11 protein-coding genes are annotated in these 13,760 nt (G+C 60.5%); 6 read left to right on the forward strand and 5 right to left on the reverse strand.

The window, feature by feature from the left end; all coding sequences use genetic code 11:
* Positions 1-301: 301 nt before the first annotated feature.
* The 3 genes from LDL32_RS00550 (at position 302) to LDL32_RS00560 (ending at position 3,904) form a co-directional block, all read left to right on the forward strand.
* Positions 302-1,378, forward strand: coding sequence for an SGNH/GDSL hydrolase family protein (locus LDL32_RS00550; protein ID WP_233063558.1), 1,077 nt, complete (start codon positions 302-304; stop codon positions 1,376-1,378).
* A gap of 145 nt (positions 1,379-1,523) precedes the next feature.
* Positions 1,524-2,768 (forward strand): NAD(P)/FAD-dependent oxidoreductase, encoded by a 1,245-nt coding sequence (locus LDL32_RS00555; RefSeq protein WP_233063560.1) that lies wholly within the window; start codon positions 1,524-1,526, stop codon positions 2,766-2,768.
* A gap of 200 nt (positions 2,769-2,968) precedes the next feature.
* Positions 2,969-3,904 (forward strand): LysR family transcriptional regulator, encoded by a 936-nt coding sequence (locus LDL32_RS00560; RefSeq protein WP_233063568.1) that lies wholly within the window; start codon positions 2,969-2,971, stop codon positions 3,902-3,904.
* A 37-nt stretch (positions 3,905-3,941) separates the two neighbouring features.
* Here LDL32_RS00560 and LDL32_RS00565 read toward each other — a convergent pair whose 3' ends face one another.
* Genes LDL32_RS00565 through LDL32_RS00575 form a run of 3 tightly spaced genes read right to left on the reverse strand, consistent with a single transcriptional unit; the run spans position 3,942 to position 7,947 of the window.
* Positions 3,942-5,708 (reverse strand): ABC transporter permease subunit, encoded by a 1,767-nt coding sequence (locus LDL32_RS00565; RefSeq protein WP_233063576.1) that lies wholly within the window; start codon positions 5,706-5,708, stop codon positions 3,942-3,944.
* A 15-nt stretch (positions 5,709-5,723) separates the two neighbouring features.
* Entirely contained in the window at positions 5,724-6,770 is a 1,047-nt protein-coding gene (locus tag LDL32_RS00570; RefSeq protein WP_233063578.1) for an extracellular solute-binding protein, read from the reverse strand.
* A 34-nt stretch (positions 6,771-6,804) separates the two neighbouring features.
* Positions 6,805-7,947: an ABC transporter ATP-binding protein gene (locus tag LDL32_RS00575; protein ID WP_233063587.1), complete on the reverse strand. Its 1,143-nt coding sequence runs from the start codon at positions 7,945-7,947 to the stop codon at positions 6,805-6,807.
* A gap of 341 nt (positions 7,948-8,288) precedes the next feature.
* Between LDL32_RS00575 and LDL32_RS00580 the strand changes: the two genes are divergently transcribed.
* A complete protein-coding gene (locus LDL32_RS00580) occupies positions 8,289-9,629 on the forward strand; it encodes an LLM class flavin-dependent oxidoreductase (protein ID WP_233063589.1) in 1,341 nt (446 codons plus the stop codon).
* Between the two features lie 96 nt (positions 9,630-9,725).
* Here LDL32_RS00580 and LDL32_RS00585 read toward each other — a convergent pair whose 3' ends face one another.
* Positions 9,726-10,154, reverse strand: a complete 429-nt coding sequence (locus LDL32_RS00585) for a RidA family protein (protein ID WP_233063591.1) — start codon at positions 10,152-10,154, stop codon at positions 9,726-9,728.
* Between the two features lie 171 nt (positions 10,155-10,325).
* Here LDL32_RS00585 and LDL32_RS00590 point away from each other — a divergent pair, with 171 nt between their 5' ends.
* Positions 10,326-11,162, forward strand: a complete 837-nt coding sequence (locus LDL32_RS00590; RefSeq protein ID WP_048856220.1) for an IS5 family transposase — start codon at positions 10,326-10,328, stop codon at positions 11,160-11,162.
* Between the two features lie 123 nt (positions 11,163-11,285).
* On the opposite strand, the gene LDL32_RS00595 is transcribed toward LDL32_RS00590, so the two are convergent.
* On the reverse strand, positions 11,286-12,017 hold the full coding sequence (locus tag LDL32_RS00595) for a class II aldolase and adducin N-terminal domain-containing protein (RefSeq protein WP_233063599.1): 732 nt from the start codon (positions 12,015-12,017) through the stop codon (positions 11,286-11,288).
* 533 nt (positions 12,018-12,550) lie between these two features.
* On the opposite strand from LDL32_RS00595, the gene argE reads away from it, so the two are divergent.
* Positions 12,551-13,690 (forward strand): acetylornithine deacetylase, encoded by a 1,140-nt coding sequence (gene argE, locus LDL32_RS00600; protein WP_233063606.1) that lies wholly within the window; start codon positions 12,551-12,553, stop codon positions 13,688-13,690.
* Positions 13,691-13,760: the final 70 nt, after the last annotated feature.

The raw sequence follows: 13,760 nt of genomic DNA on the forward strand, positions 1-13,760 counted from the left end.
AAAGGGGGCTGCTTCTTCCCGGATCAGGGGTAAGGTATGATCCTGTTGCAATGCCGGCTGGTCCCGGCCTTCAGGGAGCGGATTCATGTCCGGATCAGGCGCGAAAATGAACCGAAGGCGGTTCCGGACCCGATGTTCAGGAAAGCCATGGCGGAAAGTATCGTGTCTGCACGGGGTGCTGGCCGGAATCATTGCATGGTCTGTTCCGGCGTATGCACAGCCGTCCTGGGTGGGGTCATGGGGGGCGTCCCAGGTTGGTACGGTCTGCCCGGAAATTGCCAGGCAGACCGTGGTGCAGGTCATGCGGTTAAGCGCGGGCGGCACGGATGTGCGCTTCAGGTTTTCCAATGAGCTTGGACAGTTTCCCCTGTCGATCGGCAGGGCGTCCGTCCAGGCCATTGCTAACGGTGCCGGCGCCAGCCCCGCAGCACCTGCCCCATTGACCTTTGGCCGGGGGGCACGCTCCGCTGTCGTGGCGCCAGGGTCTTCGGTATTGACCGGCCCTGTCACGCTCCATCTGCCGCCGCTTTCCGATGTCAGGGTGCTGATCTACATTGATCGTGATACGGGTCCGATGCCCTGCCATCCGCTTGGTATGGCAACCGCGGTCATTTCCGCCCCCGGGGACTATACATCGGGCGCATCCCTGCCAGTGGCACGGACCGCAACCGCCCGTCTTGTCGTAACCGGGATCGATACAGGCCCGCAGGCGGATGGGGCGGTGGTGCTGCTGGGGGATTCCATTACCGATGGTTATCATTCCGGCATGGACCGGAACCATCGCTTTTCCGATTTTGTGGCGCAGGGACTGGTGGCAGCCGGCAGCGGCCTTGGTGTGGTGAATGCGGGCATCAGCGGGAACCGGCTGCTGCATGACCTGCCGACAGTGCAGCGCGGGCCATCCGCGCTGTCCCGCTTTGACCGGGATGTCCTTCATGTCAGTGGGGTACGCGCCGTCGTGCTTCTTGAGGGGATCAATGACATTGGCGTGCCCGATAGCCAGGGCCTGCCCGATCAGGCGGTGTCCGCGACGGATATCATAACGGGATACCGGCAACTGATCGGACGTGCCCATGCATCGGGCCTGATGATCATCGGGGGCACGCTTCTCCCGTTCGCCAATACGGCCGAGGATCATTACTATTCCGCCAGCAAGGAACGGACGCGCGAAGTGGTCAACCGGTGGATCCGGACATCCGGACAGTTCGACGCCATCATCGATTTCGACGCGGCACTGTCCAATCCGGCCAGGCCCGCACAACTGCGCCCGATGTTTGATAGTGGAGACCATCTGCACCCTGACGACCGGGGCTATCAGGTCATGGGGCAGCTTACGGCAAAGGCGCTTGACGCCGCACTGGATCATGCACGCAACTGATCTTCCGGATGTTCCCCCGGCAATAGGGAAAAGCTAATCAGGGGTGAGTAATATTGTTGTTTCGGTATTGTCATCAATACAATACAAGGATGTGGACACCTTATTTTTTCTGCTGTTTTATGTAATTCCGGAAAGAGTGCCGAACATGTCCGTTGAAAAAGTCGATACACTGATCATTGGTGGCGGGCAGGCCGGACTGGCGATGAGTGAACATCTCGGCAGGCGTGGGCTGTCTCACCTGATTGTTGAAAAAAGCCGGATTGCGGCAAGCTGGCGTGGACGATGGGATTCCCTTGTGGCCAATGGTCCCGCCTGGCATGACAGGTTCCCCGACATGACATTCAGCGGGGTTGATCCTGATGCTTTTGCATCACGTGAAAAGATCGTGGAATATTTTGTTTCTTACGCGGAGCGTATCGCCGCGCCGATCCGCTGTGATACGGAAGTGAAGACCCTGCGCAGGAAGCCCGACGGATCCGGTTTTGTGGCGGAAACGTCTTCGGGCATCATTGAAGCGGCCAATGTCGTTGCCGCGACCGGGGCGTTCCAGCGCCCGGTCATGCCGGCCATCGTGCCGCCGGATGCCGGGTTCAACCAGATTCATTCCTTTTCTTACCGCAATCCGGCCGGGTTGCCCGAAGGGGGCGTGCTGGTGATCGGCGCCGGGTCGTCCGGTGCACAGATTGCCGATGAACTGATGCGCTCCGGGCGGCGTGTCTATCTCTCGGTTGGTCCGCATGACCGGCCGCCACGCCGGTATCGCGGGCAGGATTTCGTATGGTGGCTGGGCGTTCTGGGCATGTGGGATGCCAGGCCCGACAGATCATCATCCGCCGAGCATGTCACCATTGCCGTCAGCGGGGCACGTGGCGGGCATACCGTTGATTTCCGTGAACTGGCCAGCCGTGGCATGACCCTGCTGGGGCGCGCGCGGACATTCGCGCAGGGCACAATGGAATTCGAACCCGATCTGGCCAGAAATATTGCCCTGGGGGATGCGAACTACCTGGCGATGCTTGACGCCGCCGACGCGTACGTGGCGCGTGAAGGCCTTGACCTGCCGGAAGAACCCGCCGCCCGGATCATCGCACCGGACCCGGAATGCGTGACCAGTCCCCTGCTGCATCTGGACCTGGCGCAGGCCGGGATCACGTCCATCGTATGGGCGACGGGCTATGCGCTTGATTTTACCCGCTGGCTGAAGGTGGATGCATTCGATCCATCCGGTGCCCCGATCCATGAACGGGGGGTGGCAAAGGTGCCGGGACTGTATTTCCTGGGGCTGCCCGGCCTGTCGCGACGGGCCTCGGCCTTCATCTGGGGCGTGTGGCACGATGCGGATTATCTGGCAGGCCATATTGCCGCCGGGCGCAGGGTCGCGGTCGCGTAGCGGGCTGCCGTCCCATCCCCCCGGCAGCGTCCGGGGGGAACGGGCGTGGTGAAGGCGGGGCCGGCCACCCGTGTTGATTATGGGGGGGAAGGCGGTCGGGTCCGGCTAGCCCTGAACCGGCGTGACAATGCGCGGATTTTGTGGCTCAACTTTCTTCCGTCGCACCCTGTTCGCGGTGTGGGACCAGAGCGGAAGGCATCATGCGCTATACATTACGTCAGCTCGAATACTTCATCGCCGCGGGTGAGGCGGGCTCCATCAGGCATGCGTCAGAGAGATTATCAATCTCCCAGCCCTCCATTTCGACCGCGATCAGTCATCTCGAGCAGGAACTGGGGGTCCAGCTTTTTATCCGCCATCACGCGCAGGGTCTTTCACTGACACCGGCAGGACACAAGCTGGTGGCGGAAGCCAGGCGTATCGTCCAGATGGCCGAAGGGCTGTATGCCTCTGCCTCTGATGCAACGGGGCAGGTTCGCGGGTCCCTTACGGTCGGGTCCATGGTCACCCTGGCCCCCATGATCATGCCCGAACTGGCCCACAGCTTCATGTCCACCTATCCGGGAACGGAAATCCGGCAGTTCGAGGCCAATCTCGAACGGCTTGTGGACAGGCTGAAGCGGGCTGAAATCGATATTGCAATCACGTATGACCTGCTGATCCCCGAAGGCATCGATTTCGTGCCACTGGCAAGCCTGCCGCCCCATGCACTGGTCAGTGCAGATCATCCCTTTGCCCGCAGGGCGGAGGTGGAACTGGCGGAACTGGCCTGCGAACCCCTGATCCTGCTGGACCTGCCGCTTAGCCGCGAATATTTCCTGGCCCTGTTTTTCAGGGAAAAGCTGAAGCCGAAGATGTATTCATATTCCACCCATCAGGAAGTCGTGCGGACCATGGTGGCCAATGGTTATGGCTATACGCTGGCCAATGTCAGGCCACGCTCCGATCTGGCACTGGATGGGCGGCGTGTCGTACGGGTACCGATCGCGGGTGAACAGCGGCCCATGGTCATGGGGATCGCAACGCCTGCGAATGTGCGCAGGTCACGGCTGCTGCAAAGCTTTGCCGACCATTGCCGGACCACCATATCCGATGCCCGCATTCCGGGAATGGCAGGACCTGACCGCACGCCCTGAACCTGCCAGCCACCCGCAGGGCGCGCAGGGTGGCTGCCTACAATGTGGCCCTGTTGCGCTGCATGCTTTCCATCACCACGAACAGCACCGTTATGATCAGCATCATGACGACGGAAACCGCGACCAGAAGCGGACTGACCTCCAGCAGGACTGCGTCCCACATCTGTTTGGGAAGCGTTGTCCTGAGACCACCCCCCAGGAAAAGGGCAACGGTCAGTTCATCGAACGAGGTAAGGAAACCCGCGACAAGACCTGCAACCAGAACGGGGCGCAGCAGGGGAAGCAGGACACGGGTCAGTACCTGCGGCATACTGGCCCCCAATGTTGCCGCCGCCTGGTTGAGCTGCCAGTCATACGACCGGAACCCGCCAAGCAGAATGGTAAAGACGATGGGCATGCACAGCACGGTATGTCCCAGCATGATTGCACTGTCGGTCGCAATCATTGAAACGCGGGCGAACAGTCCGAACTGCGCCAGTGCAATGACAATCGGCGGCACCGCCAGGGGCACCATGAAGGCAAGGATGCCCACACCCGCCATCCGGCCCTGCATGCGCGCAATGCCGGATGCCGCCAGACCCGACAGCACGACGGACAGCACGGCCGCCCCAAGGCCGATCCGGAAGGAACGCAGGGTGGCCGAAATCCATAACGGGTCATGGAAATAGAGCGCAAACCAGTGCCATGTTCCCAGGTGCGGTGGAAAGACGATAAAGGAATCCCGTGTAAAGGCCATTGGTATCATGGCCAGCAGGGGCGCGCCCAGGAAGGTGATGACAGACCATGCAAAGCAGGCCAGCATCACCCCGGCCCGTTTTCCCGGTCGCATGCGGCGTGGAACAATACCGCCAATTGCGCCTGACAGACGTGCCATTCCATCATAAATTGCGGGCGGGCGGGACGTCGCCGCGGCACGTGCCGTACCCGAAAGGTCGAAAAGCCAGTTGGTCAGGACAATGGCCGTGCCCCCGATGATGACAAGGATCACCGCCAGCGCATTGCCAAAAGTCCAGTTCTGCAGTCGGTCGATCTGCAAAATGATCATTTCACCAAGAAGGACGTCATGCCGGCCGCCCAGCAGCATGGGCGTAATGAAGAACCCAAGGGCGGAGAGAAACACAAGCAAACCGGCCGCCGCCGTCCCCCGCATGGAGAGCGGCAGGTAGATGCGCCAGAACAGGTCGGCAGGCCCGGCCCCCATGGTGCGGCCCGCATCCAGCCATTGCCGGTTTATGCTGCGGTGCGCGGGAAGCATGGCAATGATCGCCATGGGAAGCATGACGTGCAGCATGGCCAGGATCAGCAACGGGCGATTGAAAAGGAGTGAATCCGCCCCCTTCAGCCCCATGGCGCGCATGAAGCCTGCAACCGGTCCATGCCGCCCGAGCAGCACCAGCCAGGTAAAGTTCCGCACCAGCACACTGGTCCAGAACGGCGCCATGATCATGAACAGCGCCCGGCGGCGCACGGCCTCCGATGTCACGGCCAGCCAGTATGCAACGGGATAGCCCATTCCCATGGACAGCAGTGCGCACCACAGCGCAACCCATATTGTATTCCACAGGACATGACGATAGGCCGGTATCTGGAACACATGCAGGAACGCGGCGGCACTGAGCCTGCCGCTGGCCGGATCGTGGATGCTGCTCCAGGCCGTCTGCATGAGCGGGAAAACCAGGAACATGGCCATGAAAAGAAGGCCAGGCAGCAGTGGCGCACAGGGCAGGAACCACCTGTACCGGCCTGTCGGCATATCCCCGGCCGCCATGGCGGGTGGGGGCAGCTTTGCAGAGGTTGCTTTCATTGGAATCCTTGATCCTCATTCAAGCAGGAATTCTTCAAAACGCTCGGCGATCGACCTGCTGTTCTCGCCCCACCACTGTGCGTTGAATGCGCTCAGATTGCTGAAATTGGCTGGTGACGTGGGCAGGAATGCCGCTTCCGCCGGGGAGAGATAGTCAAAGGCGCGGCGGTTGGTCGGCCCGTTCGTGCTATGAACCGCATATTCGGCCTGCCGGTCGGGGCGCATGCAGTAACGGACAAAAGCCCGGGCAATGTCCGCCCGCGGGCAGCCTGCGGGAATGGCCCATCCATCGGCTGCGTACAGGCCATTCCAGACAAGCGTGATCGCCGCGCCGCTGCGCCGTGCCATCTGTGCGCGTGCCGACCATGTATCGGAAAGGTCCAGTTCATCACTTTCCAGTAACAGCGTGTTCTGCGCGCCGCTGGTCCACCAGATGTCCACATTGTCACGCAGGCGCGCCAGGGAAGCAAAGGCCCGCTCCACATCCAGCGGGTACAATGCCTGTGGCGCGACACCATCGGCCAGCAGCGCCAGTTCCAGTGTCGCCGCGGGGGCCCGGCACAGCCCACGCCGGCCGGGGAAGCGTCTTACATCCCAGAAATCCGTCCAGTTCCGCGGGCCACCATGCGGAAAACGGGCGTTCTGCCATGCCATCATGATCGCATAGACGGAAAAACCCATCCAGATGTCACTGGTCATGCCGGGAATGAAATCCGCTGTCTCCGCCGGGGTGATGTGCAGGGGTTCGAAATACCGGCCCTCCCGGTTCAGCCGGGCGATATGCTCCGAATTCAGCATGCAGGCATCCCATATGTAGGAACGTGCGTCGACCATCAGTTTGAACTGGGTAACCGGGTCGGCGGCATGCGGGACCGATATGACGCGGATGCCGGTTTCCTTTTCAAACGGGTCATAGAAGGCCCGGCGTATGGCAACCGAGGGCGCGGCCCCCACATCCGCCACCGTCAGCTGCGTGATCCCCTGTGCCCTTGCCCGTCCTGCCGCGCCCAGCAGCCCGCCTGCAGCACCTGTTGCCAGAAGTGCCCGTCGTGTCAGAAACATGGAAAAAGTCCGGCCCCTGTGCTGGAATGAATGGTCATGGACAGGCGATGAAATGCCCGGCGCCCGGTTCCCACCGTACACCGGCCTGTTGGCCCGCATGCAGGGGCATGTCCGCCGGTGCGCGAAGGACGACGCGTTCATCATTTTCCAGCCGGAAGACAACCCTCTGGTCCGGCCCGCTGAATGTCACATCCTCGACATTGCCCCGCAGGCCGGATGTATCACCGGTATGAAGGATCAGGTTTTCAGGACGCAGCACCATGGCGCCTTCCGTCCCGGCGGGAGCGGTACAGTGACGGGGCAGGGGGATGGGCCCCATGGGGGTCTGTAGCGTTCCGTCCGCGCGCACCACGCCGTGCATGATGGTGGAGGCCCCGATGAAACGGGCGGCAAACACCGTGCGCGGCGTTGCATATAGCGCACGGGGCGTATCGAACTGCACGACCCGGCCCTCATTCATCAGGCAGATGCGGTCGGACATCGTCATGGCTTCTTCCTGATCATGGGTGACGAATATGAAGGTGGTACCGGTTTCACGATGGATGCGCCGCACTTCATCCTGCATGACCAGGCGCAGGTTCCGGTCCAGCGCGGAAAAGGATTCATCCATCAGGATGAGCGAAGGCCGATAGACCAGGCACCGTGCCAAGGCCACGCGCTGCTGCTGGCCACCCGAAAGTTGCGCTGGCATGCGCGCGGCATACCCGTGCAGGCCGACCATCTCCAGTGCTGCTTCCGCCCGCCGGACCATGGCAGCCCTGTCCACACGCCGGATCCGGAGCGGGAAGGCAACATTCTCCCCGACCGAGAGATGCGGGAACAGGGCATAATTCTGGAACACGACCCCGATGTCCCGTTCCGCCGGCGGGGCCCAGGTCTGGTCGCGGCCATCAATGAACAGTCTGCCGCCGGCTGGTGGGGTCAGCCCGCAGATCAGCTGCAGCAGGGTGCTTTTGCCCGACCCTGACGGGCCGAGCAGGGTCACGAATTCACCCGCCGCGACATGCATGTCGATACGGTCCAGCGCCAGCGTCCGGCCATAAGTCTTGTACAGTCCCCGTGTCTGCAGCTTGTATGCGCACCGGTCCATGGCGCTGCCGGATGGACGGGTGCTTGAGTGGCCCGCATCATGCAGGCCGGGTGACATCTTGCTGCCCGATCTCTCCATGCCTCTCATGAAACGTCCTCTCTGGCCGTGTGTCCACCGTGGGCGGAAGGCACAACCATCCGAAAGTGATATGAACCGCGCCGGGACCCGCAGGACCTGACGTGACCAATCCTGCCATGCCTGCGTTTTGATACAGTAATAATATTTTTTGCGGACCTGATATGGAAAATCCGTTGCCGTGAGGATCTGCCCGTTCCCGCCCGCGCTGATCAGGCAAACTGAAGAAAGGGGCTTTACCTGCCTGTGCCTGTCGCGCATTCTTTTCTTGTTCGTAATGGTATTGGCGACTGGAATGGCCATCGGCGCCCTGTCGCGTCTTGCCGTGCCTGAACATGAAGGGAAGCCGTGAAATGAAGCAGACCGGCGGACATATGGTTCTTGGTGGTCTTTTTGAAGCCTATGGCTACCATTCAGCGGCATGGCTGCAGGAAACGGCACAGGACAATGCCGCAACGGACGTGGATTATTTCCGCCAGATCATACAGCAGGCGGAGGCAGGCAGGCTCGATTTCTTTTTCCTGGCGGATACGCCTGCGGCACGTACGGAAAATCTCGATTTCTGGAGCCGCTCCCCGCTTTACATGAACATGCTGGAACCTGTTACGCTGCTGTCGGCCCTGGCCGGTTCCACCCGGCATATCGGTCTTGGCGCGACGGCGTCCACCAGCTTTTATGAGCCGTATAATATTGCCCGTCTGTTCGGATCGCTGGACCATATCAGCCACGGCCGCGCGGCATGGAACGTGGTGACGACGGCCAATGATTATGCTGCCCGGAATTTCGGGCTGGACCGCCTGCCGCCGCGTGACAGGCGTTATGAAAAGGCTGCCGAATGTCTGGAGGTCGTCCAGGCGCTGTGGGACACGTGGGAGGATGATGCATTCATTTTCGACAGGGCGGGGGCGCGCATGTTCGACCCGGAAAAATTCCACGTTCTGGACCACGCGGGTGAATTCTTCCGTGTCCATGGCGGACTGAACATGTGCCGTTCGCCGCAGGGGCAGCCGGTCATCTTTCAGGCTGGCGCATCCGAGACCGGGCGGGAATTCGCGGCCCGGACCGCCGAGGTGGTATTTGGAACCGGTGCCACGCTGGCGCAGGCACAGGCATTCTACACCGACCTGAAAGGCCGGATGACCCGGTACGGACGCACGGCGGATTCCCTGAAGGTACTGTCAGGTGTATCGATCGTGATGGGTGAAAGCCGGGAAGACGCACGCAGGAAATGGGCAAAGTGGCAGGAAAGCGTACCAATCGAAATTGGTCTCATGTATCTCAAGACCGATCTGGAAACCGACCTGTCGGACCTGCCGCTTGATGAACCGGTTCCGGAACATCGCATTCCGGAACGGTCGAATTTCCATCAGGTCTATTTTGAGGAGATCGTGGGCCTGATCCGCGAGGGACTGACCCTGCGACAGGTCTGCCGCACGTATAACCGCAGCAAGGTGATCTTCTACGGCACGGCCGGGGAAGTGGCCGACCAGATGGAAGAATGGGTCGGCAGCGGCGGAAGTGACGGCTTCATGATGGCCCTGCCGGTGCTGCCCGACAGCCTGACCGACGTTACGCAAGGGATTGTGCCTGAACTGCAGCGCCGGGGCCTGTTCCGCACGGAATATGAAGGCAGGACCCTGCGTGAAAATCTTGGCCTTGCACGCCCCGTGAACCGCCATGTCAGGAAGCGCTGATCCTGTCACGCGCTGTCGGGCATGATTGCATCATGCTGGCCCTGCCCCCGGGACAGGGCAGGGCACGCGCTCAGCACGTTCGTTCCTGTTGTCTGATCAGTCCATGACGGCGATGACATCCACCTCCACCAGCCATTCAGGGCGGGCGAGTGCCACGACCACAAGACCCGTGAAAACCGGAAACACGCCACGCAGATGCTTCCCCAGCGTGCGATAGACATCTTCCCGATAGCGTATGTCCGTCAGGTAGACCGTTACCTTGCAGATATGCCGGATGTCCGCCCCGGCCTCCCTGAGCAGAAGGGCGATGTTCTGTGCGACCTTTTCAGTCTGGCCAATGGCATCACCTACGGCAACATTCTCACGCGTGTCGAGATCCTGTGCGACCTGCCCGCGCAGGTAGATGGTATTGCCCGCCACGACAGCCTGACACAGGTCATTATCAAGATTCTGTTCAGGATAGGTATCCCTGGTATTGAAAGGACGGATACGCCGATGGGTTACCGTGGAAGGAAGTTCTGTCATCTTACGTTCACTCTTCAAGGACTGGGCTGCCAGCCTATTGCATCTGTCATGCCATCATAAATAATTAAAAACATAATGCCCGGTTATAAAATGACTAAGAGCCCGATCCGAAAGTTTTTGAACAATACCAGCCTGTTGTGATTCATCCGTCTTTGCAGAGAGATGGAGTGAATGGTGACATGGACTGGTATTGCCCGGCGCGAGTATAGCCGGGAAAGATTGCGATATCCATCGGACATGACGGACGGGGAGTGGACTTTGATCATGCCATTTGTGCCCCCGGCGAAACGGGGCGGTCGTCCGCGCACGACGGATATGCGCGAGGTGGTCAATGCGATGCTCTACATAGCCTCGGCCGGGTGTGCGTGGCGTCTGCTGCCGAAATGCTTTCCGCCGGTCTCGACCATCAGGCGCTATTTTTACGCCTGGCGTGATGCCGGAGTGTTCGAGGTCATGAATACGGTGCTGGTCATGAGCCTGCGCGAGATCGAGGGACGTGACGCCTCTCCGAGCGCGGGCGTGATTGACAGCCAGTCGGTGAAAACCACGGAAAGCGGCGGGATTTCGGGCTATGACGCGGGGAAGAAGGTCAAGGGCCGCAAGCGCCATATCGTGACGGATACCTGCGGCTTCCTGATCTTTCTCCTCGTTCATGCCGCTGATATCCAGGACCGTGATGGGGCCGTTGATGTTCTGGCAGCGATACGCAGGCGCTTTCCCTGGCTGCGCCACATCTTCGCTGATGGCGGCTATGCTGGCGACAAATTGCGATCCGCGCTCGCCTCCATGGGAAAATGGACCCTCGAAATCATCAGGCGGTCCGATACGGTGAAGGGTTTTCAGATCCTGCCGCGTCGCTGGGTGGTGGAACGGACATTCGCATGGCTGGGACGATGCAGGCGGCTCGCCAAAGATTGGGAACAATCCATTGCTTCCTCAACCGCATGGACATTGATCGCCTCAATCCGAATGCTCACACGACGGACAGCAAGGCATTGTCAGGGTTGAAAAACTTTCGGATCGGGCTCTAATTCATGATGCCGCAGGCAACGGATGCAGGACCTCCATATGTTCCGCTTCTGCATCATCGTGGCCGCCATGCCCGATGGGCAGCCACGCCCGCGGGCAGGTTCAGTCACGATAGTCCGGTTCGTCCCTGTCCAGGATCAGTTTCATTTCCTCAAAGTGGCGGATTGAGAAATCCGTGATTTTCTCCCAGTCCCGCGCGGTCTTTTCCGCCACGTCATCGGACAGTACGGACAGCTTGCGCCCGGTTGCACAGGCGGTGACGAAAATCTGGCAGGCCCGTTCCAGCGTATACATGTCATCAAACGCCTCACCCACCGACGGAGCCACGACCATCACGCCATGATTCCCCATCATGAGGCGTGACCTGTCCCCCATGACCCGTGCCAGGCGCGCGCCTTCGGCATCGCTGTCGGCCATGCCGCCATACATGCGGTCAATGGCAACCCGGCGGAAGTAACGGGCCGTATTCTGTTCAATGGGGAGGATGGTCGGGTCTGCAAAAGTGGAAACGGTGGTGGCGTAAACGGGGTGCAGGTGCATGGCAACCCGTGCATGGGGGTTGACGGTGTGCAACTGGCCATGGATGGCCCATGCCGTGGGATCAATATCATGGCCTGTGGCATTGCCGGGGCTGTTCAGGTCCACCATGATCAGGTCGCTGGCGCGAATACGCGAGAAATGTCGCCATTTCGGGTTGATGAGAAATCGGCTGCCATCATCGGAAACGGCGGCGCTGAAATGGTTGGCGACGGCTTCATGCAATCCAAGTCGTGCCGCCATGCGGAAAGACGCAGCCAGGTCCACCCGCATTCTCTGTTCATGGTCCTGCGTCATATCATATCTCCTCGATATCGGGGGCAGACTGGGGCAAGGGATGGTCTGTTTCATGATAGGCATGTCATTTCGTTCAGGAAAAGACAGTCCTGTTCGTATTCTTGTGGTCGATTTCAGTTGAAGCATAAGGAAAATATATGACCTGATGCGTTTTTTCTGAACATATGTATCATTGCATGGATATCGAAATGATGACGGAAAGCATGAAGATAGCGCGATCCGGCCCGTATCCGTGCATGGAATGCCCGGATGGTTTACTGGCGTCATACCCTTGCGCGGGCAGCGTATCGGGCCATGCCCTTCGGGCAGGCAGAACCTGTCGGGGGCAGGGGGCATGCCGCGTGTGTCCGGATCAGCCCGCGCATCCGGTCGCCCGCGCCATGTATTGCTTCGGTATTATTCATGTCATGGATCAGGAAATAATATCCCGCAGCCCCTTCCTGTGGGTTGCCCATTCACAAAGGGGACGTTCATGATGGGCCGACAGGACTGCCTGCATCGTGATGACCTGCCCCGCCCGGAGCGAATATGCAATGACGCTTACAGTGAATACCCTGCGCGAACTTGTTGCCTTCCGCAGCCTGTGCGGCGAGCCGAACGGTGACATGATCGACTGGCTGGAAACGTTTCTTGGCCGGGCTGGTGCGCGGGTCCGGCGCGTGGCGGGTGACAGGCCGGGTGCGTCCGGGCTGTTTGCATCAATCGGACCGGATGTGCCGGGCGGGATTGTCCTGTCCGCGCATTCCGATGTGGTTCCGGTGGCGGGGCAGGCATGGTCATCGGACCCGTTTGTACTGACCGAGCGGGATGGCAGGCTGTACGGTCGCGGCACAAGCGACATGAAGGGCTTTATCGCATGCATGCTCAGCAGCGCGGCCGGTGCCGCGCGGCGGGAACTCAGGCGTCCCCTGCATCTGGCGATTTCGTATGACGAGGAACTGGGCTGCCTGGGCGTGCATTCCCTGCTCAGGGCGGTGGCGGATAGCGGCGTGGAAGTGGGGGGCTGCATCGTCGGTGAACCGACGGGCATGCGGGTGGCCGTTGCCCACAAGGGCAAGATTGCCTTCCGCATTACCTGCCGGGGGGAAGCAGCCCATTCCGCCAATCCGTTCAGGGGTATAAGTGCCATCCGCATGGCGGCGGCCATGGTGGGGGAACTTGACGCGCTGCAGGACCATATCCGGGATACCGAAGCGCATGACACACGTTTCGAGGTACCTTTTTCCACCGTACAGGCTGGCCTGATCGAAGGCGGTTGCGCGCTTAACATCGTACCCGATCTGTGCACCATAACAGCGGAAATGCGGCTTCTGCCGGGGCAGGATGGTGCCGCCTGTCTGTCCTGGCTGCGGCAGGCCACCCACCGCGTGGTCGGGGCGACGGGCGGCGGCACGATCAGCATCGAGGTTACGAATGCCTATCCGGGGGTTGATAACCCGCCAGACATGGCCATCTGCTCACTGGCCTTGCACGAAGCCGGGCAGAATAGTACATGTGTCATAGATTTTGGAACGGAAGCGGGGCTGTTCAAGGAAATACTGTCCGTTCCATGCGTGATCTGTGGTCCTGGTTCAATCAGCAGGGCCCATAAGGCGGACGAATACATCACACAGTCCGAACTCGACCGGTGTGACCGCTTTCTTGAAGGTATTGTGGAAACGCTCTGCCAGTAATCTTGCATGAATCGCATTCTGGGCGGAGGGGAATGTGTGGCCATGCATGCATGTGCCCCGTGTCTTCTCC

Source organism: Komagataeibacter sp. FNDCF1 (assembly GCF_021295335.1).
Classification (GTDB): Bacteria; Pseudomonadota; Alphaproteobacteria; order Acetobacterales; family Acetobacteraceae; genus Komagataeibacter.

Coding starts and splice junctions, on each gene's coding strand:
- argE (WP_233063606.1), top strand. CDS start 12,551: ATGACGCTTACAGTGAATACCCTGCGCGAACTTGTTGCCTTCCGCAGC.
- LDL32_RS00585 (WP_233063591.1), bottom strand. CDS start 10,154: ATGACAGAACTTCCTTCCACGGTAACCCATCGGCGTATCCGTCCTTTC.
- LDL32_RS00575 (WP_233063587.1), bottom strand. CDS start 7,947: ATGAGAGGCATGGAGAGATCGGGCAGCAAGATGTCACCCGGCCTGCAT.
- LDL32_RS00565 (WP_233063576.1), bottom strand. CDS start 5,708: ATGAAAGCAACCTCTGCAAAGCTGCCCCCACCCGCCATGGCGGCCGGG.
- LDL32_RS00590 (WP_048856220.1), top strand. CDS start 10,326: ATGGTGACATGGACTGGTATTGCCCGGCGCGAGTATAGCCGGGAAAGA.
- LDL32_RS00570 (WP_233063578.1), bottom strand. CDS start 6,770: ATGTTTCTGACACGACGGGCACTTCTGGCAACAGGTGCTGCAGGCGGG.
- LDL32_RS00560 (WP_233063568.1), top strand. CDS start 2,969: ATGCGCTATACATTACGTCAGCTCGAATACTTCATCGCCGCGGGTGAG.
- LDL32_RS00580 (WP_233063589.1), top strand. CDS start 8,289: ATGAAGCAGACCGGCGGACATATGGTTCTTGGTGGTCTTTTTGAAGCC.
- LDL32_RS00555 (WP_233063560.1), top strand. CDS start 1,524: ATGTCCGTTGAAAAAGTCGATACACTGATCATTGGTGGCGGGCAGGCC.
- LDL32_RS00595 (WP_233063599.1), bottom strand. CDS start 12,017: ATGACGCAGGACCATGAACAGAGAATGCGGGTGGACCTGGCTGCGTCT.
- LDL32_RS00550 (WP_233063558.1), top strand. CDS start 302: ATGCGGTTAAGCGCGGGCGGCACGGATGTGCGCTTCAGGTTTTCCAAT.